The sequence below is a fragment of the Alteromonas gracilis genome (genome assembly GCF_036870955.2).
Lineage (GTDB): Bacteria > Pseudomonadota > Gammaproteobacteria > Enterobacterales > Alteromonadaceae > Alteromonas > Alteromonas gracilis_A.
In genome coordinates this window covers 3666395-3690151 of sequence record NZ_CP145482.2, presented here as the reverse complement: position 1 = coordinate 3690151, position 23757 = coordinate 3666395, and the positions used below count along the sequence as shown (strand labels likewise).

Annotated in this window: 15 protein-coding genes, 2 tRNA genes and 4 rRNA genes; 9 read left to right on the top strand and 12 right to left on the bottom strand. The window is 44.5% G+C overall.

Going from position 1 to position 23757, the window contains the following annotated elements; genetic code table 11:
- Positions 1-8 precede the first annotated feature (8 nt).
- The 3 genes from V6N89_RS17740 to V6N89_RS17735 all read right to left on the bottom strand — a co-directional run bounded on the left by V6N89_RS17740 (position 9) and on the right by V6N89_RS17735 (position 2348).
- Positions 9-941, bottom strand: coding sequence for an alpha/beta fold hydrolase (locus V6N89_RS17740; protein WP_338518736.1), 933 nt, complete (start codon positions 939-941; stop codon positions 9-11).
- A 66-nt stretch (positions 942-1007) separates the two neighbouring features.
- Positions 1008-1145, bottom strand: coding sequence for a hypothetical protein (locus V6N89_RS21865; RefSeq protein WP_431189811.1), 138 nt, complete (start codon positions 1143-1145; stop codon positions 1008-1010).
- Positions 1146-1292: 147 nt separating this feature from the next.
- Positions 1293-2348 carry a hypothetical protein gene (locus tag V6N89_RS17735; RefSeq protein WP_346993044.1) on the bottom strand — a complete coding sequence of 352 codons (1056 nt, stop codon included), beginning with the start codon at positions 2346-2348 and terminating at the stop codon, positions 1293-1295.
- 219 nt (positions 2349-2567) lie between these two features.
- Here V6N89_RS17735 and fabR point away from each other — a divergent pair, with 219 nt between their 5' ends.
- Positions 2568-3170, top strand: coding sequence for an HTH-type transcriptional repressor FabR (gene fabR / locus V6N89_RS17730; protein WP_338518734.1), 603 nt, complete (start codon positions 2568-2570; stop codon positions 3168-3170).
- Between the two features lie 8 nt (positions 3171-3178).
- On the opposite strand, the gene trmA is transcribed toward fabR, so the two are convergent.
- Complete coding sequence (gene trmA, locus V6N89_RS17725; protein ID WP_338518733.1) at positions 3179-4273, bottom strand: tRNA (uridine(54)-C5)-methyltransferase TrmA; 1095 nt, start codon at positions 4271-4273, stop codon at positions 3179-3181.
- A gap of 203 nt (positions 4274-4476) precedes the next feature.
- Here trmA and V6N89_RS17720 point away from each other — a divergent pair, with 203 nt between their 5' ends.
- On the top strand, positions 4477-5796 hold the full coding sequence (locus V6N89_RS17720; RefSeq protein WP_338518732.1) for a DUF5610 domain-containing protein: 1320 nt from the start codon (positions 4477-4479) through the stop codon (positions 5794-5796).
- 63 nt (positions 5797-5859) lie between these two features.
- Here the strand turns inward: V6N89_RS17720 and V6N89_RS17715 are convergent, their stop codons facing one another.
- Positions 5860-6324, bottom strand: coding sequence for an RNA recognition motif domain-containing protein (locus V6N89_RS17715; RefSeq protein WP_338518731.1), 465 nt, complete (start codon positions 6322-6324; stop codon positions 5860-5862).
- A gap of 483 nt (positions 6325-6807) precedes the next feature.
- Here V6N89_RS17715 and V6N89_RS17710 point away from each other — a divergent pair.
- From V6N89_RS17710 to rrf (V6N89_RS17685), 6 genes are all read left to right on the top strand, one after another.
- A 16S ribosomal RNA gene (locus V6N89_RS17710) occupies positions 6808-8340 on the top strand.
- Positions 8341-8417: 77 nt separating this feature from the next.
- Positions 8418-8493, top strand: a tRNA-Ala gene (locus V6N89_RS17705).
- Positions 8494-8618: 125 nt separating this feature from the next.
- Positions 8619-8695 (top strand) — tRNA-Ile (locus V6N89_RS17700).
- Between the two features lie 434 nt (positions 8696-9129).
- Positions 9130-12008, top strand: a 23S ribosomal RNA gene (locus tag V6N89_RS17695).
- Between the two features lie 123 nt (positions 12009-12131).
- Positions 12132-12247 (top strand): 5S ribosomal RNA (gene rrf / locus V6N89_RS17690).
- 141 nt (positions 12248-12388) lie between these two features.
- Positions 12389-12504 (top strand): 5S ribosomal RNA (gene rrf, locus V6N89_RS17685).
- The 16S, 23S and 5S rRNA genes sit together here with 2 tRNA genes alongside, the layout of an rRNA operon.
- A 58-nt stretch (positions 12505-12562) precedes the next feature.
- On the opposite strand, the gene V6N89_RS17680 is transcribed toward rrf (V6N89_RS17685), so the two are convergent.
- Positions 12563-14959: a DNA polymerase II gene (locus V6N89_RS17680; protein WP_338518730.1), complete on the bottom strand. Its 2397-nt coding sequence runs from the start codon at positions 14957-14959 to the stop codon at positions 12563-12565.
- Positions 14960-15137: 178 nt separating this feature from the next.
- Here V6N89_RS17680 and V6N89_RS17675 point away from each other — a divergent pair, with 178 nt between their 5' ends.
- Positions 15138-16154, top strand: a complete 1017-nt coding sequence (locus tag V6N89_RS17675; RefSeq protein WP_338518729.1) for an MBL fold metallo-hydrolase — start codon at positions 15138-15140, stop codon at positions 16152-16154.
- A 24-nt stretch (positions 16155-16178) separates the two neighbouring features.
- On the opposite strand, the gene V6N89_RS17670 is transcribed toward V6N89_RS17675, so the two are convergent.
- The 6 genes from V6N89_RS17670 to V6N89_RS17645 form a co-directional block, all read right to left on the bottom strand.
- Entirely contained in the window at positions 16179-17447 is a 1269-nt protein-coding gene (locus tag V6N89_RS17670) for an ATP-binding protein (RefSeq protein WP_346993043.1), read from the bottom strand.
- The gene (locus V6N89_RS17665; RefSeq protein ID WP_338518726.1) at positions 17447-18031 is read right to left on the bottom strand and encodes a chemotaxis protein CheX; all 585 of its coding nucleotides are present in this window, start codon (positions 18029-18031) and stop codon (positions 17447-17449) included. The genes V6N89_RS17670 and V6N89_RS17665 overlap by 1 nt, the downstream gene beginning before the upstream one ends.
- Positions 18028-18393 carry a response regulator gene (locus V6N89_RS17660; protein ID WP_338518725.1) on the bottom strand — a complete coding sequence of 122 codons (366 nt, stop codon included), beginning with the start codon at positions 18391-18393 and terminating at the stop codon, positions 18028-18030. The genes V6N89_RS17665 and V6N89_RS17660 overlap by 4 nt, the downstream gene beginning before the upstream one ends.
- Before the next feature lie 231 nt (positions 18394-18624).
- On the bottom strand, positions 18625-19791 hold the full coding sequence (locus tag V6N89_RS17655; protein WP_346993042.1) for a pyridoxal phosphate-dependent aminotransferase: 1167 nt from the start codon (positions 19789-19791) through the stop codon (positions 18625-18627).
- A gap of 33 nt (positions 19792-19824) precedes the next feature.
- Positions 19825-20646: a sulfite exporter TauE/SafE family protein gene (locus tag V6N89_RS17650; RefSeq protein ID WP_338518723.1), complete on the bottom strand. Its 822-nt coding sequence runs from the start codon at positions 20644-20646 to the stop codon at positions 19825-19827.
- A gap of 87 nt (positions 20647-20733) precedes the next feature.
- Positions 20734-23382: a TonB-dependent receptor plug domain-containing protein gene (locus tag V6N89_RS17645; RefSeq protein WP_346993041.1), complete on the bottom strand. Its 2649-nt coding sequence runs from the start codon at positions 23380-23382 to the stop codon at positions 20734-20736.
- Between the last annotated feature and the right edge of the window lie 375 nt (positions 23383-23757).

The following is a 23757-nucleotide window of genomic DNA, read 5'->3' as shown; positions in this document are numbered from 1 at the left end:
AGTTGCACTTACTGCTTGTTTATAAAAGAGATGATTGCTGAACTGACCTCTTTTGGCGCTTCCATTTGAGGGTAGTGTCCAATGTCTGTAAGTCGTTTGATGTTTTTCTTTGATACCAAAGTCTCATAACGCTCGACCATATGCTCCCCAGAAATGGGGTCGGCGCTTCCGTTTATAATTTGTATTGGACAAACTGCATTTGTCAGCGCGTCCAACCACTTTTGTCTGTGATATTTTCTTTCGGACATATAGCCAATCAGTTTGTGGAAAACTCGCTTTCCGTTATTGAAGTTTATCAACGCCCACATTTCCTCAAGTTCGCGTTCGCTCGGCTGAGAGTTTTTTCCAAATACCGACCGCATATTGCTATCAACACTTTTCTTAGTAATTAACTTTGTCACAACGCCGCCAATAGGAGAATTGAGTAGACTTTGAATAAACTTGGGCCGATGGGTTTCTGGAAAAAGCCCGCCATTTAGCAGTGTTGCACTTTGGATATTTATGCCTTCACTGGCGTGTTGAATATGTGCATGACGGTAAAGTAGTTCTTGCGCAACAGAGTCTCCATAATCGTGGGCAACAATGTGGCATTGCTTGATATTCAAGTGAGCCAACAAAGCCTCAAATACATCTGCTTGATTATGTATCGAATAGTCAAAGGAGACCGGCTTTGCAGAAAACCCAAATCCGATCATGTCTAACGTTATAACGCGAAAGTGCTGACATAAAGACGGCCAGACTTTGAACCAATCCCAACTGGCTGTAGGAAACCCATGAATAAGCAATAATGTCGGGCGTGTGCCAAAGTCACTGCTTTCATTTTGCGCCACTCCTAACTTACTGTCCTGGTAAAATATTTCTACGTCCTTGTATAAAAAATATTGGCCCGATTGCTGCCATTGCTGAAATGAAAATGTGTAGTGCGGTTGAGAAGTATTCATTTAGAGCGCCTGTTAAATTTTTCCATATGCCTGTTTTCAGCCTTTAGTTTTTTGAAAATAACTAAGTCAATGCGGTTGACTTTCTTGCAGTTTTTTTTCAATGACAAACATCCTATCTTGTCCCCAAACTGTTGTATTTTGATAACGAAAAACAGGAACACCCCAATTTCCGCAGTCATACATTTCCTTTTGATTTGATACCACTTCGTTTTTCCACTGACTGTCGTTCAAGTGACACTTAGCATCATTCCAATTCAGACCTAACACGCTCGACAATGCGCTTCATTCCCTTGTCAGTATCTGCTCTCACTCCCTCGGCATTTACACCTTCTGCAAATGCCAATAGATATTCTAGGTAACGATTATTTTGTCTTGCAAAGTCGAGTAATGCGTAACACCGCTCAACCGCCGTGCCAAGTGGATCGGCAACAAAACCATACTTAATACCAAGATGTTGTGCTTCGCGCTTGGTATCCAAAAAATGTAAAGTGCCTTTTTGCGCGGCACATTGAGCCCTCTCATCATCATAGGCAGAACGGGTTTGACATCGAGTGGCACCTTATATGAATTAGCGGCATGTATGGCTTTGTACAATGCAATATACGAATAGGGACTTCTGGCTGACCAGAAAAGCTCAATCGGGGCCGCAGTTGTGTTTACTTTTTGTTTATTATCGGGAAACGCCGTAACACGGGAATTGAAATGAGAGTCTTGAAGGCTACGATCAAATACAACGGCAGTAGTAGGAGTGTTAGCAAGATCATCTATTATCAGTCGCTGTTCAAGATGGAAGAGCCTGTCTACTCCCCAATACCACTCGCCCTCAAAGTACAAAGTAGCAGGTAAATAATGGCCTAGTGCGGTTAGTGCATCATTATTTTTTACCAGCGTCGATTTAAGTTTAACGTCATCTACTGCTTGTTCATGTGAGGCGAGAAAATGCTCGTGTTGCTGTCCCCAATACGCTTCGACTATGTCTATTAACTCTTGCCAACTTCCATGTTTGTTAATTTTGTTCTGAAGATATATGGCAAACGCGGTGTTGTGTTTGGCGCATTGTAATCTTTGGGTTGAGCACCTCTCTGGCAAACGCTTCAGGTTGTATAGCGAAGCAACGTGATTGGCGTCCACAAGTGCATGTTGTGCCCATAATTCTGGTTCAGGAAACATGTCTTCTGGAACGGCGGAGATAACTTGGAGCTTGAAGGTGACTTTAAACCTTCGTTCTAGACTCGGCAGTGCTTGCAGCAAGAGGTATGAATAAGGGTCGTCAATCTTGAGAAAAACAGTAAGACGCGCACTGCGTTTTAGAAGCTTACGCTGTAAACGAAATACCTTGCGTTTACTATCTCGAACGATATTACTGGATAACAAGCGAAGCGCATAGGGCTGAATAGTTTTAATCACAATAAGCCGACTTGGCAGACCTTTATATTTGATAGCGTAATACATTTTCACGTTAGCATAGTTTTATGGTTGTTTTTAACAATGCATTTACGTAAGTCTGTCCTTGCCTATCAAAGAAAGACAGCGAGCAACGCTGTGGGAACAAATCATCTTCATTGAAAGCTACTCTTGCGATAAACTACGTGTCCCAAAGTCGTGATCTCTAAGGATGGTGTAATTGTGAGCCGACAAGAACAGAAATTAAAAACGCGCCAAAATATTATCCATGCAGCATTTTCATTACTCGATGAGAATCGCAGTCTATCGGCAATTAGCTTGAGAGAAGTCGCTCGAGAAGCGGGTATAGCGCCCACTTCTTTTTATCGTCATTTTAAGGACATGGACGAGCTTGGATTGACGCTAGTCGATGAAGCCGGGTTAGCACTTCGTCAACTTATGAGACAGGCTAGAAGACGCATTGCCTCGGGTGGTGGTGTCATCCATACTTCAGTTGAAACCTTCATGGAATTTATCGCGGCAAATAAAAATGTATTTCGTTTATTGCTGCGAGAGCACACGGGGACGTCCTCAGCTTATCGCCTAGCGGTATTTCGTGAGATCCAACATTTTATTGATGAACTTACCGACTATATTATCGAACAGCAAAGCGTAGAGTACGCGTGTGCACAGCTACAAGCGGACGCTATGGTTAGACTTGTATTTAGTGCTGGCGCAGAGGCGCTAGAGGCCGACGACAAACTTCGCAGTGAAATTGGTGAGAGAGTAAAAACCCAGCTTAGATACGTACAGCTAGGCGCAATATCTATCCCTGCTCAAAAATAAACCGTGCGCTACTTTCTTGTAAGTAGAACTCCCGCTTCTATGTGATGTGTAAATGGGAATTGATCGAAAAGGGCTGCTGCGCTTATTTTATGAGTTTCACATAGTAGTTCAAGGTTTTGCGCCAGAGTTTCAGGGTTACACGAAATGTATACAATATTGTCGTACGCCTGAATCATTTTCAGAGAATCAACATCTAAGCTTACTCGCGGTGGATCAACCAATACCGTTGTGAAGTTGTATTCACTAAGCTCTATGCCCTCAAGTCGACTAAAACTGCGCTCTCCTTTCATGGCCTGAGTGAATTCTTCAGCCGAAAGTCTCACAATCTTGACGTTATCCAGTTCATTCTGCTGAATATTAAATTGTGCGGCTTGCACTGAAGGTTTCGCAATTTCTGTTCCCACAACATTGTCGAAGTGCAGGGCTAGCGGTAGGGAGAAATTACCTGCGCCACAGTACATCTCGAGCAAATCACCAGAAAGTGGTGCAACGCAGGCGAGCGCCCACTCAATCATGTTGCAGTTCACTTTAGCGTTTGGCTGTGTGAAGCTATTTTCAATATGCTTAAAAACAAACTCTCGACCATTTACAGGTAGCTTTTCGATAACATAGTCGTGGCCGATAATGATTTTTTGTTTTCTGGCTCTTCCTATAATATTTACTTTCTTAAATGTTAGTTCAAGCGTGTCTTTCAGTTGACGGGCATGCTGTTCCCAGTCTTCGTCCAATTGGCGATGGTACAAAAGACTAATAACAAGTTCTTCTGACAATGCAGAAAGATAGTCAATTTGAAATAATTTCTTCCTTAATGCTTCATTGGGTTTTACCAATTCCATTAAAGACGTCATTGCCTGGTTGATAGTTTCGCAAGCAGGTTCAAAATGATCTACGCGATATTTCTCCTTTGTCTCCTGATTAAACATAATGTGATACAAGTCGTCACCATCATGCCAAACGCGAAACTCTGCGCGCATTCTGTAGTGTGTGGGCTGAGAAGCAAATATATCTATAGAAGGCGCTTTAAAGGGAGTAAGTAAAGTACCAAGACGGTTTGTTTTCTCGTTGAGTTGGTCTTGATAGCTTTGAGGGGCAGGCGCGTTCATTTTACTCTCCATCACGATATCGTGGTTTACACCGATGTTTTTTCATTTGCGAGGTCGCGAATTGTAGTCCCTTACAAAATATGTGCAATGTTAATTGTGACTATTAATCGCGCTTCAGACGGCAAGGACAAAAAAGGTGTATTAAAATTAAACAATCTCGAACTGATGCCGATAATAAGAAAGAGGATAGTGAGGATCAAATTATGAACGTGGGTCAAATTAAAGCCTTTATGGGAGACCAGAAGGCGGAGCCTAAAGCAGATCAAAAGGCATCAGTGCACCCTAATGAGGCACTGAAGAAGCAGTTGCAGCAAGATGGACTGCAGCAAGCCGCAGAGTTTTCAAAGCAGCAAGCCGCATCTGTATCGGTATCAAGCAGTCAAACAAGCATTGGCTTACGCGTTGTCAGCAATAGCCTCAATCAGTCTCTCGAAATTGATGGCCAAAAGCCACAAGAGTCAAAGGACAAGAGTATCGAGGACAAGCCTACCAGCTTATTCGATTTCGAGAAGGTTGCGAGAAACGTGCTTAAGTTTGTCGGTGGTGTTATTCGAGGAGCGGCAAACAGCGGTGCGGATGACGAAAAGCTCAATGGGTTATTTAGTCAGGCGAGGGAAGGAGTGAGCCGTGGTTTCGCGATGGCCGAGAAAGATCTTGCAGGGTTTATGAATGACGAGATTCAGCAAGGCATGACTAAAAGCCGAGATCTGATAGATACTGGTATTAATGATCTAGAAACGGACATTTTCGGTCGTAATGAGACAAATGCAGTGTCTTTTACTTCGTTAGAAGCGCTCTCTGCGTCTGAAGAAAAATCTGGCAGCTTATTGATACGTACGAAAGACGGTGACGAAGTAACTTTTAGTTTTGAAAGCTTGCGGTCATTCCAAGCATCACAGCAACTATCTTTCACTGCTCAAAATACACAAGAGCAAACTGCCGATGAGAACGAAAGTTCGGGTCTTTCGCAATCGGTTTCAGTAGAGCAAAGTACTTCATTGCAATATTACGAAAGAAGCGGGATCAGTTTTTCTCTAAAAGGAGAATTGGATGAAGACGAACTAGCATCGATTGCTGACCTTGTTGGTCAGGTGCAAGATCTTGCCGATACGTTTTACCGGGGTGATATTGATAAAGCATTTGAAGAGGCTTTAGACCTTGGGTTCGATGACAAGGAATTGGTCGGATATGCTTTGCAATTAAATAGGACTGCGCAAACTGAGGTACTGAAGACCTACGAAAACATTCAACACTATAATGAAGAGAAAAGTGATAATTCACAGTATGGCAACGTAGTGAGCCCGATTTCACAGTACCTTGATAAAATGATGAATACCTTCTCTAATGTAGAGAATACGCTTTCGAGTAATGAAGATTACAATACACTGATCGCGGGTTTAATTAGTAAAATGGAAGACGTACAGGTACCAGATCTTCTATCAGCGATAAATCGCTTTCATACATTTAACCAAGCTATGTTAGATGGGATGCCTCAAAGCGAAGATAGTAAAGTACAGTCTTAGGAAAAATACGTCGATAATAAAAAGCCCGGAAACTATCCGGGCTTTTTTGGTTTAGTACTAAATCTAGGCGTGCTCGACTTTGTCTTTTGCGGGTCTCACTTTAAGAGTCCGCTCTTGAAAGATCGAATCGTTAGTTTTTTCAATAACACTATTCAAGTCGTCTGTGATCACTTCAATAAAACCGTATCCTTTACGTTTCCCGGTTTTGCGATCTTTCATCAAACGGACAGATTGCACTTCTATGAAACTGCTAAAGTACTCCTTAACGGCATTTTCGTTTGCGCGATAAGGTAAATTACCTACATATAAAGTTTCTATCGATCCTTCTTGAGTATTATCTCTGGCATCTGAGGAAGATGTGCTTTGAATAAGAGATGCTAGCCATGGTGTGACGATACCGCTTATGAGTAAAGCGGCTGACACGGTTAATGGAACGTGTACATTGAGACTAGCTGAAGAAAATAACAAGTAACCTGCAATTGCAAAAATAGCGCTAATAACAGCGCATTGAATAAAGCCTACTTTCATATACCTACCTTTCTATTGTTTATTATGGGTTGGAGGCTGTTCATAGTTTACTCATTTGTAACAAATTGAACAATAAATTGTGAAAAAACTAGTCTAAAGAAGCATGTTGACCTACTAAGTAGTGGAGAAATGATTGAGAAATGAGCGGTTAACACTAAAATTGGGCTAAAATGCAAAAAAAGACAAATTAGCTGTTGATCTTTTCCTGCAGGTATCTATAATGCGCTCCACGTTCTGAGGGGGCTTCAAGCAAAAAGAAGTTTTCAAAGAGCCAAGTGCGAAACCAAGTTTTCAAGCAAATAAAAAGTTTAAAAACAAGGTTGACATCAAAATTAAACGATGTAAAATGCGCTTCCACTTCGAGAGAGGTGCTTCGCAAAAAATGAAAGAGTTTTGCGAAATGTTCTTTAAAAATTTAGACAAGACAATCTGTGTGGGCACTCGTTAAGAGTGTCGCAACGACGATTCATATTTCGATATATTTAATTGAAGAGTTTGATCATGGCTCAGATTGAACGCTGGCGGCAGGCCTAACACATGCAAGTCGAACGGTAACAGGATGTGCTTGCACATCGCTGACGAGTGGCGGACGGGTGAGTAATGCTTGGGAACTTGCCTTTGCGAGGGGGATAACAGTTGGAAACGACTGCTAATACCGCATAATGTCTTCGGACCAAACGGGGCTTAGGCTCCGGCGCAAAGAGAGGCCCAAGTGAGATTAGCTAGTTGGTAAGGTAAAGGCTTACCAAGGCGACGATCTCTAGCTGTTCTGAGAGGAAGATCAGCCACACTGGGACTGAGACACGGCCCAGACTCCTACGGGAGGCAGCAGTGGGGAATATTGCACAATGGGGGAAACCCTGATGCAGCCATGCCGCGTGTGTGAAGAAGGCCTTCGGGTTGTAAAGCACTTTCAGTTGTGAGGAAAAGTTAGTAGTTAATACCTGCTAGCCGTGACGTTAACAACAGAAGAAGCACCAGCTAACTCCGTGCCAGCAGCCGCGGTAATACGGAGGGTGCGAGCGTTAATCGGAATTACTGGGCGTAAAGCGCACGCAGGCGGTTTGTTAAGCTAGATGTGAAAGCCCCGGGCTCAACCTGGGATGGTCATTTAGAACTGGCAGACTAGAGTCTTGGAGAGGGGAGTGGAATTCCAGGTGTAGCGGTGAAATGCGTAGATATCTGGAGGAACATCAGTGGCGAAGGCGACTCCCTGGCCAAAGACTGACGCTCATGTGCGAAAGTGTGGGTAGCGAACAGGATTAGATACCCTGGTAGTCCACACCGTAAACGCTGTCTACTAGCTGTTTGTGATTTTAAATCGTGAGTAGCGAAGCTAACGCGCTAAGTAGACCGCCTGGGGAGTACGGCCGCAAGGTTAAAACTCAAATGAATTGACGGGGGCCCGCACAAGCGGTGGAGCATGTGGTTTAATTCGATGCAACGCGAAGAACCTTACCTACACTTGACATGCAGAGAACTTTCTAGAGATAGATTGGTGCCTTCGGGAACTCTGACACAGGTGCTGCATGGCTGTCGTCAGCTCGTGTCGTGAGATGTTGGGTTAAGTCCCGCAACGAGCGCAACCCTTGTCCTTAGTTGCCAGCATTAAGTTGGGCACTCTAAGGAGACTGCTGGTGACAAACCGGAGGAAGGTGGGGACGACGTCAAGTCATCATGGCCCTTACGTGTAGGGCTACACACGTGCTACAATGGCATTTACAGAGGGAAGCGAGACAGTGATGTGGAGCGGACCCCTTAAAGAATGTCGTAGTCCGGATTGGAGTCTGCAACTCGACTCCATGAAGTCGGAATCGCTAGTAATCGCAGGTCAGAATACTGCGGTGAATACGTTCCCGGGCCTTGTACACACCGCCCGTCACACCATGGGAGTGGGATGCAAAAGAAGTAGTTAGTCTAACCTTCGGGAGGACGATTACCACTTTGTGTTTCATGACTGGGGTGAAGTCGTAACAAGGTAACCCTAGGGGAACCTGGGGTTGGATCACCTCCTTACCATTACGTCGATAGACGCCTTGATGCAGTGCCTACACAGATAGTCTTGTTTAAAATGAAGAACGACACAAGTTTATGGGGCTATAGCTCAGCTGGGAGAGCGCCTGATTTGCATTCAGGAGGTCAGCAGTTCGATCCTGCTTAGCTCCACCATTCTTTACCACAAACACTTACTTTGTAAGTGGTCGTGATAAATAACTTATCGTCGATGTAAAATCGACTTGTTATTTATCTACTCGCTAAAGTAAAGAGTTGGTCGCTTAGGCGAACAAAACTGAAGGCTTGTAGCTCAGCTGGTTAGAGCGCACCCCTGATAAGGGTGAGGTCGGCAGTTCAAGTCTGCCCAAGCCTACCATTTCTTACTTATACTGCGTTATCGTATCGCTCACGTGCTACTAGCACGCTACGCAATCCGATGCCTTGTCTAAGCAAGAAATAGATGGCAAAAATGTGTCAAAACGGAATTTAAATCCTAATGAATATTTACTGTTTCAGTAAGCATTGATTAGGGTTTTTTACTCTAAAGTGAAATGATTCGTCATTTTACGAATGTTCTTTAACAATTTGGAAAGCTGATATTAATAGTAATCAATCAAAATTGAGTAACTGAGAAATCGAAAGATGACTTTTTACTCTACTTGACTGAATTGCTTGTTATCTAAAAGCGTTGAAAAGCGTGTCAATCGGCAAGCCCGATTGACAAGACGATAGCAAGGCAATTCTTCCGATTAGCTTGTCATTCATGCGACATAACTTAGACAGAAGTCAAAAGGCTGTTTGGGGTTGTATGGTTAAGTGACGAAGCGTATACGGTGGATGCCTTGGCAGTTAGAGGCGATGAAGGACGTGTAAGTCTGCGAAAAGCTGTGGTGAGCCGACAAAATGCATTTGAGCCACAGATGTCCGAATGGGGAAACCCACCTATTTATAGGTATCGTTACATGAATACATAGTGTAACGAGGCGAACGAGGGGAACTGAAACATCTAAGTACCCTTAGGAAAAGAAATCAACCGAGATTCCCCTAGTAGCGGCGAGCGAACGGGGAGCAGCCCTTAAGCTGTTTAGAATTTAGTGGAATCCTTTGGGAAGAGGAGCGATACAGGGTGATAGCCCCGTACACGACGAGTTCTTTATAGTGAAATCGAGTAGGTCGGGACACGTGTTATCTTGACTGAATATGGGGGGACCATCCTCCAAGGCTAAATACTCCTAACTGACCGATAGTGAACCAGTACCGTGAGGGAAAGGCGAAAAGAACCCCTGTGAGGGGAGTGAAATAGAACCTGAAACCGTATACGTACAAGCAGTGGGAGCACCTTCGTGGGGTGACTGCGTACCTTTTGTATAATGGGTCAGCGACTTATATTTAGTAGCAAGGTTAAGTGAATAACGGAGCCGTAGCGAAAGCGAGTGTTAACTGCGCGTTTAGTTGCTAGGTATAGACCCGAAACCCGGTGATCTAGCCATGGGCAGGTTGAAGGTTGAGTAACATCAACTGGAGGACCGAACCCACTAACGTTGAAAAGTTAGGGGATGACCTGTGGCTGGGGGTGAAAGGCCAATCAAACCGGGAGATAGCTGGTTCTCCCCGAAATCTATTTAGGTAGAGCCTCGGACGAATTCCATTGGGGGTAGAGCACTGTTAAGGCTAGGGGGTCATCCCGACTTACCAACCCTTTGCAAACTCCGAATACCAATGAGAACTATCCGGGAGACACACGGCGGGTGCTAACGTCCGTCGTGGAGAGGGAAACAACCCAGACCGCCAGCTAAGGTCCCAAAATATTGCTAAGTGGGAAACGATGTGGGAAGGCATAGACAGCTAGGAGGTTGGCTTAGAAGCAGCCACCCTTTAAAGAAAGCGTAATAGCTCACTAGTCGAGTCGGCCTGCGCGGAAGATGTAACGGGGCTAAGCAATATACCGAAGCTGCGGCAGCAAGTTTACTTGCTGGGTAGGGGAGCGTTGTGTAAGTGGATGAAGGTGAGTTGTAAAGCTTGCTGGACATATCACAAGTGCGAATGCTGACATGAGTAACGATAATGGGAGTGAAAAACTCCCACGCCGGAAGACCAAGGTTTCCTGTCCCATGCTAATCAGGGCAGGGTAAGTCGGCCCCTAAGGCGAGGCAGAAATGCGTAGTCGATGGGAAACGGGTTAATATTCCCGTACTTATATAATCAGTGATGGAGGGACGGAGAAGGCTAGGCAAGCTTGGCGTTGGTTGTCCAAGTGAAAGCGAGTAGGCCGAGAACTTAGGTAAATCCGGGTTCTTAAAGCTGAGACGCGAGACGAGCCACTAAGGTGGTGAAGTTGTTGATGCCCTGCTTCCAGGAAAAGCTTCTAAACTTATGATTATATGAACCGTACCCCAAACCGACACAGGTGGTCAGGTAGAGAATACTAAGGCGCTTGAGAGAACTCGGGTGAAGGAACTCGGCAAAATTGTACCGTAACTTCGGGAGAAGGTACGCCCCTGTTTGTGAACACTTTACGTGGTAAGCAGATGGGGGCCGCAGTGACCAGGTGGCTGGGACTGTTTATTAAAAACACAGCACTCTGCAAACTCGTAAGAGGACGTATAGGGTGTGACACCTGCCCGGTGCCGGAAGGTTAATTGATGGGGTTAGTTTTCGTACGAAGCTCTTGATCGAAGCCCCGGTAAACGGCGGCCGTAACTATAACGGTCCTAAGGTAGCGAAATTCCTTGTCGGGTAAGTTCCGACCTGCACGAATGGTGTAACCATGGCCACGCTGTCTCCACCCGAGACTCAGTGAAATTGAAATCGCAGTGAAGATGCTGTGTACCCGCACCTAGACGGAAAGACCCCGTGAACCTTTACTACAGCTTGGCACTGAACATTGAACCTACATGTGTAGGATAGGTGGGAGGCTTTGAAGCACAGTCGCTAGATTGTGTGGAGCCGTCCTTGAAATACCACCCTTGTATGTTTGATGTTCTAACATAGGTCCCTAATCGGGATTGTGGACAGTGTCTGGTGGGTAGTTTGACTGGGGCGGTCTCCTCCCAAATAGTAACGGAGGAGCACGAAGGTTAGCTAATCACGGTCGGACATCGTGAGGTTAGTGCAATGGCATAAGCTAGCTTAACTGCGAGACAGACACGTCGAGCAGGTACGAAAGTAGGTCATAGTGATCCGGTGGTTCTGTATGGAAGGGCCATCGCTCAACGGATAAAAGGTACTCCGGGGATAACAGGCTGATACCGCCCAAGAGTTCATATCGACGGCGGTGTTTGGCACCTCGATGTCGGCTCATCACATCCTGGGGCTGAAGTCGGTCCCAAGGGTATGGCTGTTCGCCATTTAAAGTGGTACGCGAGCTGGGTTTAGAACGTCGTGAGACAGTTCGGTCCCTATCTGGTGTGGGCGTTGGATGATTGATGGGAGCTGCTCCTAGTACGAGAGGACCGGAGTGGACGAACCGCTGGTGTTCGGGTTGTCATGCCAATGGCATTGCCCGGTAGCTATGTTCGGAACGGATAACCGCTGAAAGCATCTAAGCGGGAAGCCAGCCCAAAGATGAGTCATCCCTGAACTTTAAGTTCTGGAAGGGTTGTTATAGACGATGACGTTGATAGGCAGGGTGTGGAAGCGTTGTAAGGCGTTAAGCTAACCTGTACTAATTGCCCGAGAGGCTTAACCATACAACGCCCAAAAAGCTTTAGGCTTTTGAGTGTTGTAGACAAGCTAAAGTAAGCAAGTAGAGTGAAAAGTAGTTACTCACTGATTGAATTAATATTATCTTTCCCAAATTGTTACCAGTTTTTCCTGGCAGCCATAGCGATACGGTACCACCTGACTCCATTCCGAACTCAGAAGTGAAACGTATTAGCGCCGATGGTAGTGTGGGGCTTCCCCATGTGAGAGTAGGACACTGCCAGGTCCTAATTAAAGAAACCCGCCTTACAGCGGGTTTTTTGCTTTATGTAGAAGCCACTGTATTTTAATGTACAAAAGCTAAAAGAATTCAGCGAAGTTGAGAGTATTCAACTTTGCGCAGTAAACTAGCTGCAAACCAGTTTTTCCTGGCAGCCATAGCGATACGGTACCACCTGACTCCATTCCGAACTCAGAAGTGAAACGTATTAGCGCCGATGGTAGTGTGGGGCTTCCCCATGTGAGAGTAGGACACTGCCAGGTCCTAATTCTAAAACAAAGAACCCAGCGAAAGCTGGGTTTTTTGTTTTAAGATAAGGCACTAAAACAAATTCAACTGCTGGTTCGTCAATTGTTCGAAGTTCGATCCGACCATTGGCAAAATACTGTCCGCGATTGGTTTGATTTGCTTCTCTATATAATGTTCGTAATCGAGTATAGCGGTTGCCGTGTCTGTGGTCTGCGGGCCTTTAACGGTAATCACATAGGGTATTACGGTCTTGGTCTGATATCGCAGAGGCTCACCGCGCTCTTCATACAAAGCGTCGGCCAATCTTGCCGCTTTAACATGAGGTGGAATAGACTTGGTATACGATGTTAACGGCTTTCTCAGTCGCTTTTTGTAAATTAGCTGGTCATCTAATTTGCCCTGCCTGATATCAACCAATGTACCCTTGATGTACTCTTTAAAAGGCTCGTTATTAAATACCTTTTGATAAAGTGTGTATTGAAACTGTTTCGCAAGTTCAGTCCAATCAGAACGAACATTTTCCAGCCCCTTAAAAATAAGTGTGCTTGTTTCCTTCCCTTCTTTCACTTCACTTTTTAGGCCAGCATAGCGTTTCTTACTGCCTTGAGATGACCCACGAATTGTCGGCATAAAGAAGGTTGTAAAATGCGACTCAAATTCAATCTCTAAATGACACGTAATATTAAATTGCGATTGTAAAAGCTCATGCCACTTTGTATTGATTATGTCTGCCAGCTTCTTTCCTGTCTTTTTCGGCGTTCCAAAAGCATTATTTCCTTCAACATGTACAAAGGTTGAATCTGTATCACCGTAGATAACGGTATATCCAAGTTCTTCTATCCAGCGTGCAGTAGTTTGCATAATTTCGTGGCCACGCAGGGTAATAGAGCTTGCAAGCCTAGGATCGTAAAATGGGCATCCACCGCTACCTAACACGCCATAAAATGAGTTCATCAGGATCTTAATTGCTTGAGAGCGCGGTGCATCATGTTGTCTTTTGGCTTCATCGCGCTGCAACCAGAGGTTTTCAATTATGTCTGGCAGAAAATGGCTATCTCGGCTGAAGACAGCGCCTTTAAAACCTTCAATAGCTGTGTCAGGTGACTTGAGCCCTTCAGCTAATCCCATTGGATCTATTTTAAACGTGCGTATTATCGAGGGGTACAGGCTCTTAAAGTCGAGTACTAGCACGTCTTTGTATAAACCGGGCTTTGAATGCATTACGTAACCGCCTGGGCTTGCAAGGCCGCCATTTTCAGGCCTAACTCCGGCGACATAACCATTGCGATGTAGTTTAGGGAGATAAACATTTAAAAACGCGGCGACAGAACCGCCCGGACGACTTAAATCTAGCCCAGTTAATGTGCCGCGCAATGCAAGAAAGTCTAAGAACTGTGTCTTTTCTTGAATCTCATTAACTAAGACCGTGTCTTTATAATTGTAGTTAGCTAACGAAATCGGATCGTTGTAATACAGGTGCTTTATCGCATCGAGTTTGTTTGAGTCCTGAATGAGCTTGTTTTCACCCAATAGAGATTCAGATACATAGTCCAAAGAAAAGGACTCAAATTGGTATGTCATGGTTTTGAGCGATTCAATCCCATCTATCACTGACCTGCCTGGTACATCCACCAGTGTTTGATCTTCCCATTCCCTTACCTGCGCTTCGCGTTGATGTCTCCCAATACTGAATTTAACGTTGTTGAAGCTAGCACGTCTGGCAATCACAGCCATATCGAATTGTTTGACATTCCAGCCTAAGATAACATCAGGGTCGTAAGATGAGATTCGCTCGAAAAACAAATGAAGCAGCGTTTTTTCATTGTCTACTACTGTCAGCGTGTAAGCAGAGTTAGAGTCGTCTTGTACCACTTTATTTGCTAAAGAAGCTGGCTGTACGAGTATGACTTCGCTGATATCATTGCCAGCCAAAGCTACGCTAAAAAGAGATTCATTCTCATCGCATTCAATATCAATACTTAGCGTGCTAAATGTTGGTCGGTACTGACAAGGCCTGATCTGCGCATTTTCTATAATCAGGTTACCGTCTTTTGATGTGCTAATGTCCGGCACAAGAAACTCAATTGCACCATAAACAAAACGCTCCATAAGGTATCGGTCAGCGACACGTATATCTGCTTCATATAGTGTCACGCCTTGTTGCTGTGCAAGTTGGCGCAGCTTGCGCATATGACTTTCTGTAGGCACTTTTATCGTTACAACGTTTTTTTGATCTAGCGTTGAGAAATCATCATTAGAGAACAAAACGTTTCCACGCAAGTTACCTAACGCATTACGCAGTCGCTCTTGCTCTTTCATTTTTATAAAGCAAGTGGGTTGCTGGGGCTCTGAAATCAGTCTTGCACAACCCGTATTGGTTTTTACCCAAAGTTCTACAAACACTTTACCGTCTCGAGTAAATGTGCCTTTGCTTAGTATAAACCCCTGTTCTAATGATGCTTTTTTCATATCTAGCAATATTGTGTGAAGTAACGATTGGCGAGTTGAATAAGTTGTTGTCCCAGTATACCTTTTGTTGTCATCACCCGCTCCTATAGATCTCTATTCGACAGATACGTTTGTTTTTATTCTAGTGTCACGATAGAAACATAAGTGGTGATTTAGATAAGTTAAATGGATAAGCACGATGGAATACCTATTTGATGAACAAGTAAAGCCGGGCAAGTTGGTTGAAGTTGTAGATGGCGTACTATGGCTTACTATGCCGCTTCCATTTGAGCTTGATCATATAAACCTTTATCTGATCCGGTCTGGAGGTGGATGGGTTGTTGTTGATACTGGGTTAGGCACCTCCGGCACGAAAGCACTCTGGGAAGAGATTTTTGAGCAGCTTGACGGCCCTATATGTGGCGTTATTGTTACTCACCTTCATCCTGATCACATCGGGTTAGCAGGCTGGATTGCTGATCGATTTCACGTTCCATTTTACATGTCTCAAACAGAGTATTTTACAGCACGCGCATTCGGTGCAGGTCGAAATGGCGCATCAATAGACAGAGATATTCAGTATTATCAACGAGCAGGGCTCGAGGCTGAACTTATCGATCAGTTAACGGCAGGGGGAAATAAGGGGTATAGCAGTGTTGTATCTCCTATCCCTATAAGCTACACACGCTTAAAGCACAAAATGACATTGTCGTTAGGTCAGGACGAATGGGAAGTTATTGTAGGGCGCGGGCATTCTCCAGAGCACGTTTGTTTATACAACGGCAAAAAACGTGTGCTCATATCGGGAGACCATATCTTACCTATAATCACCCCCAATATAGGAGCATATTCTACTGAGCCCGATGCGAGCACGCTGAACGACTATCTGACCACATTGCCACAATTTAAGTCACTTCCGTCAGATACAAGAGTCTTGCCAGCACACAAACTGCCTTTTGTGGGGCTGCATCAGCGAGTAGATGAGTTAATCGAACATCATAACAACCACTTGTCTGCGTTAGTAGATGCTTGCCAAACGCCTCAAACATTGGTCGCGCTTTTACCCGTAATGTTCAAACGCAAGCTATCGAGCCGCAATATGGTTTTTGCCGTTGCAGAGTGTATGTCGCACCTAAATTATTTGGTTGAGCAAGGACAATTGACTAGGTATGAGAATAACGGCGGCGTTTATGAGTTTTCTGCATTAACGAAATAGCGAATAGACAGGAACACATGAGATTTATTCTGCTTTTGGGGACTCTTTGGGCAAGGTGAGCTCGACTACCGTACCTTTACCCTCCTTACTATTGATACTAATTTTACCGTTATGTTGCTCTACGGCGGTATAAGCAACAGAGAGACCCAGCCCTTGTCCTTGACCCTCGGGCTTGGTCGTAAAAAAGGGCTCAAAAATGCGTTTCAGGTGTTTTTGGTTAATGCCATGACCACTATCGAGCACTTTTAACGTTACGTTTTGTGCATCTTCTGTAATTGAAATTTTCACAAATCCATCAATTTCAACAGCCTGTGCAGCATTGAGTACGATGTTCATCAAGGCTTGTTTTATTGGCCCAGGAAAACCAATAATGTCTACTTTCTCAGTAGCACAGTCTACCTTAAAGTTAGGTTTGGTGTATTGGGCTGAAATCAAAGAGACAATTTGTTTACATACTGTATTTAGCTCTATTGACTGTTCGCCCTCTTTAGATTCAATGGAGAAGTTTTTGAGATTTTCCACAATCTCTTTTACGCGCATGAGTCCATCTGTAGACTCAGCAATCAATTGTTCAATATCTTCTTTTACCATTTCATAATGATTTGCTCGGTATAACGACGTGAATTGTTCTTTCAACTCATGACTAAACTCATCAATATGTTGGTACATGCCATCAGCGATCGTAACGAGGTGTGACGCGTATTGAGACAAAGTATCTAGGTTCGCATTAACAAAGCCGATGGGGTTATTAATTTCATGTGCAATGCCGGCAGCGAGTTGTCCTGTTGATGCCATTTTCTCTGCCTGTATTAATTGGCTTTGTGCGGTGTCGAGTTTTTTGATCAGTTTTTTCTGAGCATCGTGCTCTCTTTTCAATGCCTCTGACAATTTTTGTTGAGTTCGAAAATAACTGGCTTGAGCCGTAACATCTTGAAGAAAAATACAGGCGAGACGTGTATTTGTGGAAGGGTCTTTTATCGGCAGAATTTCCATATTCTGGTACATCTGTGTTTCTTCTCCAGTAATGGGCCGAGAGCTCTTAAAGGGAAATATATGAGGACGCTGTTCCCAATAGCTAAAGCTAGGGTGCTGTAGAACGAAAACAGACTTTAGCCGTCTCTTTAAGAATTTTCCCTGTCCTTGAAACAAGTCGGTGACCACTTTTTCCTTGTAGTCTTTCCGCAATTCGTGAGGTAAGCGATCAAGGAAAAATTCGTTTAAATAAACAATACGAAAGTCTTCGTTTACCACCGCTATCCCGACAGGTAATTTACCTACCAGTTGTTCAAACATTATTCAAGTAACTCGTCCAACGTATTTTTCATTCGAGTCAGCGATTCATCATCTAAGCAAAAAACGACTCTCATACTGAATGACGAAATGGCGATGGCAAACCGTACTTCCATCACCAAGCTATGCTGCCATCTTAGTTCGTCAAAATTGGTTTTGTCGGGGACAAACAATGTAGGCATATTGAGGTTAGTTGTTAATTCAAGTTGCTCCGACAGTCCAGCTAAACAAGCGCCAGCGAGGATATTACACAGTTCAAGGATAATCTCTTGAACATCCTCCTTCGATAAAGGCTCATCATAATCCATTAATTCGGCAACTTCAGACAAACCAGACCGAGATAGCACCGACATTACTTCGCCGTGCACGTCTCCGAGAAATGATTGGCGTGTGTAAAATGCACCTGTTGTTTCAAATAACAGGCCGTAAAGTTCATTTGGCGTAACAGCGGAAATAGTCGGTATAGAGATATCAATTTTCGTTTCAATCAGCTGAGCAAGCGAATTTGCTGCTTGTCCCATTGATATATTGAGGAGCTCCTGAAGCGCATCTCTTTGTTCTTCGTCTAACGGCAACACAATACTCATAGGTACCCCAGTTCGAAAAGAGTCATTGCTAACTCTTCTTTATCAAGAGGCTTACGCAGAAAACGTTTTGCGCCTAATGCCATTACAATTTTTTGTTTCTCTGGCTGAAAGTCAGCGCTTATTACAATCACATTGGGTTTGCTTTCTTTGTCTTTTAAATGCTCAAGAACTCCCACGCCGTCCACTTCAGGCATCGTTAAATCTAGCAACAGTAATTCAAAACCTCGTTGAGAGAGCGAATCAATCGCTTCTTGCCCATTGGTTGCTTCTGTAATTTCATAGTCTAAGTCTTCTGGAAGTGAGCGAATTACACTTCGCCTAGACAATTTTGAATCATCAGCAACCAAAACTGAAATGGACATGCACAACCTCCTTACATCACATTGTGATTGTTGTCATTGTAGTAAAGTATGTGCAAGTTTGGCGTTACTGCAAATATCCATTGAAAAATAGTGAAAACAAAAGCAATCACGGGCAATAACGTCATGTAAAGATAAAGGTATTGAGGCGTTATGTTTAGATATTACAAAGCATTGCGGCCTTATTGATAAATCAACACGGCCGCACGGATAATCTGGAGGCAGTAAGATATATTAGACGTTCTGCATTTTGGTCATTTTTTCCAGCGCATATGGCATGGTATCAATGTATCGCTGAACATCTGCAATTTTACCCATGCTCACGCGAGACCAGTTAGTATAAGTGCGATAAACTCCTCTTATTAGTACGTCCCTTTCAGCCATGGCTTGCCTGAAATACTCAGCGTTACCGTCACCTAGATTAACAAAAACAAAATTTGTACTAGAGGGGAGCGCCGTTAACCCATTTGCCTTAATTGCATCCATCACCATAGATTTTGCTTCATAAATCTTCTCTTTCGAAAATGTGATAAAAGCATCGTCATTGTAACTTGCGATAGCCGCCGCTAGCCCTGCTTGATTTAATGTGTAGCCACCCATGCCATATTGATTTATCCATTGCGTATTTTCTTCAGACGCAATTAGGTAACCCACACGCATACCTGCAAGCCCATAGATTTTTGAGAACGTTCGAGCAACGATAATATTGTGCCCCGCTTTAACGAGAGGGATCATAGAGTGTTTTGGCGGCTCATCGATCAGCTCGTTGTAGGCTTCATCGACAAGGACTAAAGCTTTCTTTGACGCTTTGATACAGAAATCGCGCAGTTTCTCTGGTTCGAGAATTTTGCCCGTCGGATTATTTGGATTGCATATGTGCACCATGGCTACGGAGTCATCGATTGCGGCGTGAATAGCGTCTAAGTCTATATCGAGATCTGGCGTATTCGGCACTCGAACTATCTCCGGAGCCCCCTGTTTTTCTGGTGCTTTAGACGTGGTGTCCCAGAAAAGATCGGGCCCTAGAATTTTACCTTTGTTACTCGCCGCAAGCGCTGCGTAAGACAATATAGGGCTTGAACCTGCACTTAGAGATATGTTTGCCCGCGTGATGCCATGGCGTTCAGCAATCATGTCGAGAAGCGTTATTGCGGCAGGGTAGGCATAATACGCCCCACCTTCTGCAGACGCTTTTGCTATAGCTTTGAGTGCCATGGGGCTTGGACCAAAGGGATTCTCATTGGCATTGAGCTTAGCAACGCCGGGTTTCGGGCCAAACATCACGTTCTTAGGAAGAGGTGTTGCATTTGCGACGGAAGTACCTACTAGTCCACTTGCGCCAAAGGCGGTAGCAGCGACGGTCCCACCTAAAAATAAACGTCTTGAGCGATTGTACGTCATGAGAGTTATCCTTTGTTACATTGTTTTATGTGTCTACATGGCCTTGTAAAACATGGCGCTTGAGACAATGACCAAATAAACACCGAATAGGCGTTTGAGCTTTTTTTCACTGAAGTTATGAGCCATTTTTGCGCCAATTGGCGCAGTAAAAATAGCGCCAATACTAATTGCGATTAGTGCAGGAATATTGATGTAACCAATGGTGCCAACGGGCAGTGACGCGGTTTCAGGGTGTTTCATGAAAAGAAAACCAATAGCACCGGGAAGACCAATCAAAAAGCCTACTCCAGCAGCGGTAGCAACCGCTTGTTGTATAGAGCGTTGACACATCACCATCGTGATAACAGTCGGTGTGCCCCCACCAATACCAAGTAGAGCTGAGAAGCCTCCTAAAATGAAAGCGAGAATTGCTTTACCAATCCCTGTCGGCATATCAAACACCAAACCGGGGCGCACAACGAACTCAGGAAACAGAAAGTAGACTGAGTACAAAAGCACGCCAGCAGCGAAAACAACAGTAAGCCCATTTGAGCTGGCGTTATTCGCAATCAATATGCCGCCACAGACGCCCAAAATTAGCCAAATACTCCAAGAGCGTAGTATGCCAAAATCGACTGCGCCTTTTGCGCGATGGGCCATCACTGAACGTGCACTTGATACGACGATGGAGGCAAGAGAGGTACCGATTGCTACTTTGACGAGCGCATCTGAAGGCGGTGTAAAAAATGGAAAAACAGCAAGTAGTGCAGGCACTACAACAAAGCCACCGCCATTGCCAAACAGGCCTGCTGTTATCCCAGCTATTGCACCAGTAATGCAAAGCGTCACCACAAACCACAACAGCGCTATTTCCATTTAACTCTTACTCCGTCAATTGCATCGATAAACATAAATTTCCTTTGAATCGAAAAGCACTGGCGAAATACCAGTGCTTTTTAGTGGCTAGAATCTTGCTGCTAAACGTGTGTAGTAATAGCCACCCTGCCAGTCGACAATTGAGTCAGAGCGATAAATTCGACCACAACAGGTTTCGCCCATGGTGCCTCTGTCTGGATAGTTGTCGAAAAGGTTTCTCACACCCACTGAAAGGGTTAAGTTCTCACTAATGTTGTAGCTTCCCTCCATGTCGAACAGGAACTCAGAGCTAAAGCTTTGAATCGTTGCAAGGGAGCTATTGTTAGCGTTTTCGTACCCGCTGAAGTAATTCAAACGAGCAACCAGCATCCAGTCTTCATATCGATGGATGGCTGACAAAACGCCTCGTACGTCTGGCGTACCATTCTCAAAATCGAATTGATCCTCGGCGTTAAAAAATTCGCTTGGGTCAGAATCAAATTCATTGGTGTTGTAGTTGACAGAAGCGGTCAGGGTAGTCGCGCCGAAACTTGTCTCAACGTTATAAGTAGCGACAACATCAACACCTTCAGTGACCGTATCGAAAGCGTTTTGAAAGAAAAACACACCGCCAATTGATTCTGCACCCACGACCCCAGCACCAGACAATGCAAGATAGTTTTGATAGGCGCTATAACCCGCCGCATTAGGGTCTGTGACCTCTGTCGTTGATACGTCACGGGTAGAAACAGCGTTAACGCGGTCTTCTAGCTTGATGTTGTAATAGTCAATGGTGAGAGTCATGTCACCATAATTAGCCGTAAGACCTAAGGTGAAATTAGTAGATTTTTCAGATTCTAGCTCGTTAGCGCCGAGCGCTTGAGCTACGTCACCGCCTGCTGGAAAGAGCCCTGTAGCTACTGGAAAGCCGTTAGGGAGTCGTGTTGAAACGTTTGTTGTTCCTTGCTGACCAGGTGTCGGAGCCCTAAACCCAGTGCCGAATGACGAACGAACGGCAACTTCATCGGTAATTTGATAAATACCCGCTATTTTATAGACAAGTTCAGAGCCAAAATCAGAGTAGTCTTCATAACGAATAGCACCTTGAGCAAAAATGTTATCAGTGATGTCACCCGATACATCACCGTAAATAGCGTATGAGTCACGTGAATAAGTATCAGAAAATTCGGGCGAATATCCTGGGAATCCATTTGAGCCAACACCCACGACGGTATACACCGCATCGACACCAGCAAATCCATCATCTTCAATACCATCACCATCTGAGTCAGCCGATGTGTAGTTGGCACAGTTTAACGATGAACCGTTTGCAATTACCCCTAAACCAGCATCTGTGGCTGTGAAATCATCGTTACAAAACATCCAAGGATCTGATGTTGCATAAGGTCCTGCAAAGTACGAATCTAATTCGCCCTCTTTAATTTCATAACTTTCATCGAGATAGCTTACGCCAAAAGCTAGAACATAGGAGGACAGATCGTAGGTGAAATCTGCCTGAAACTGGGCTTCTTCATTGGTCAAATCGCCGGGGTTGAACTCAGTTGGAGACAGGTTGCCCATTGAAGGGTTGATGGTATTTTTTAAGGTATATGAAATTTCGTTAGAGCCATATCGGCCACTTATGTCATAACCAAAGTCGCCGACAATGCCTTTAATACCGCCAACAAAGGAATAGTCAGTTACGTCGCCAAAAAAACGTGGCGTAAAACCACCTGGAAAGGCTGATATTGGGTTGTATATCGAACCGTCTTCAAGGCGTATATCTTCAATGGTGCCATTGCCGGGGTAGCGATAGAAAAAAGAGCCGTCACCCTCACTTTCAGAGTAATTGGCAAATGCGTAGAGCTCAGCCTCAGCGTTTAGTGTGTACCCCGAATTTACAAAAACTCTTGTACCACTCGAATTCGGCTGACCCCATGGCTGAACTTGGTCAGAACCATGTATTTCGTTTGCCATAGTTTCTGCCGCCGCGATAAATTCTTCAGATTGTTCGTCCACACAGAACCAGCTTTCACAATACTGCTCCCCCCTAAAAGTGGCTTCGCTATCTGCATACTCTGCGGATACGCTGAGAAAGCCATCAGTGCCTAATGCAAAGCCTTTGTTTGCAGTAACGGTTAGCTGGTCGCCATCACCTTCGTAAAACGTCCCATAATCGGCTGTTATCGAACCGCCTTCACTGTTGTTCTTTAACTGGAAGTTGATTACACCAGCAATAGCATCTGAACCATACTGGGCAGCAGCACCATCGCGTAACACTTCAACACTGTCGATAGCGGCTGTAGGAATTGTCGCAATGTCAGGTCCTTGCGTACCAGAGCCTCCAATTTGAACTAGGGCTGCGCGATGACGCCTTTTCGAGTTTACCAAGACAAGTGTTTTGTCTGTCGGTAATCCTCGCAAGGTTGCTGGCCTTACAAACGTACCGCCATCAGAAATTGGCTGGCGCGCAAGGGAGTAAGAAGGAACTAGCGTCATCAGTACATTGTTCATGTCTGTGAACCCTACCGACTGCATATCTTCGGCGGTTAACACGTCTACTGGCACGGGGGAACTCGTGACAGAGCGAGGGGCGCCGCGTGCACCGACTACAGCAATGCGCTCAAGGTTAGTCGATTCAGCGGTCTCTTCCGCGGTTTCTGGTGTTTCCTGAGCGATACCTATACAGGGCAAGCTCAGCAAGGAAAGTGTAGTGAGAGTATGTGTGATTGCAGTGTGAAGTTTGTTCTTTTTCATGTGTGTTCCTATTCGTGCTTAAACATTGCTTTTATGACGGGCTAGCGCTAACAAACACGCCCTTTTTTGGCACGCACAGGCACCACATTGATGCGAAATGCATCTTGTTATTATTGTTTGACTACCTGTGAACAAGAATTAGGCTAAAAAGTCTTTTGCCTTTCAGGAAGAAAGAAGATTATTTATGGGTATAAGAAAACTATTGAGGCCTTCCTCAACGCCTTAGATTTAGAGACGTGCGCAAATTTGACGCTTTAGAAACGATTTTTTTGTGCTTGTTTTTAAAGACATTGTTTACAAATTTGTCTCATATAACTAAATCGAATGGCATATTCATTGCTGCTGTATGAACGCTTCGACTGCATAAAAACAACA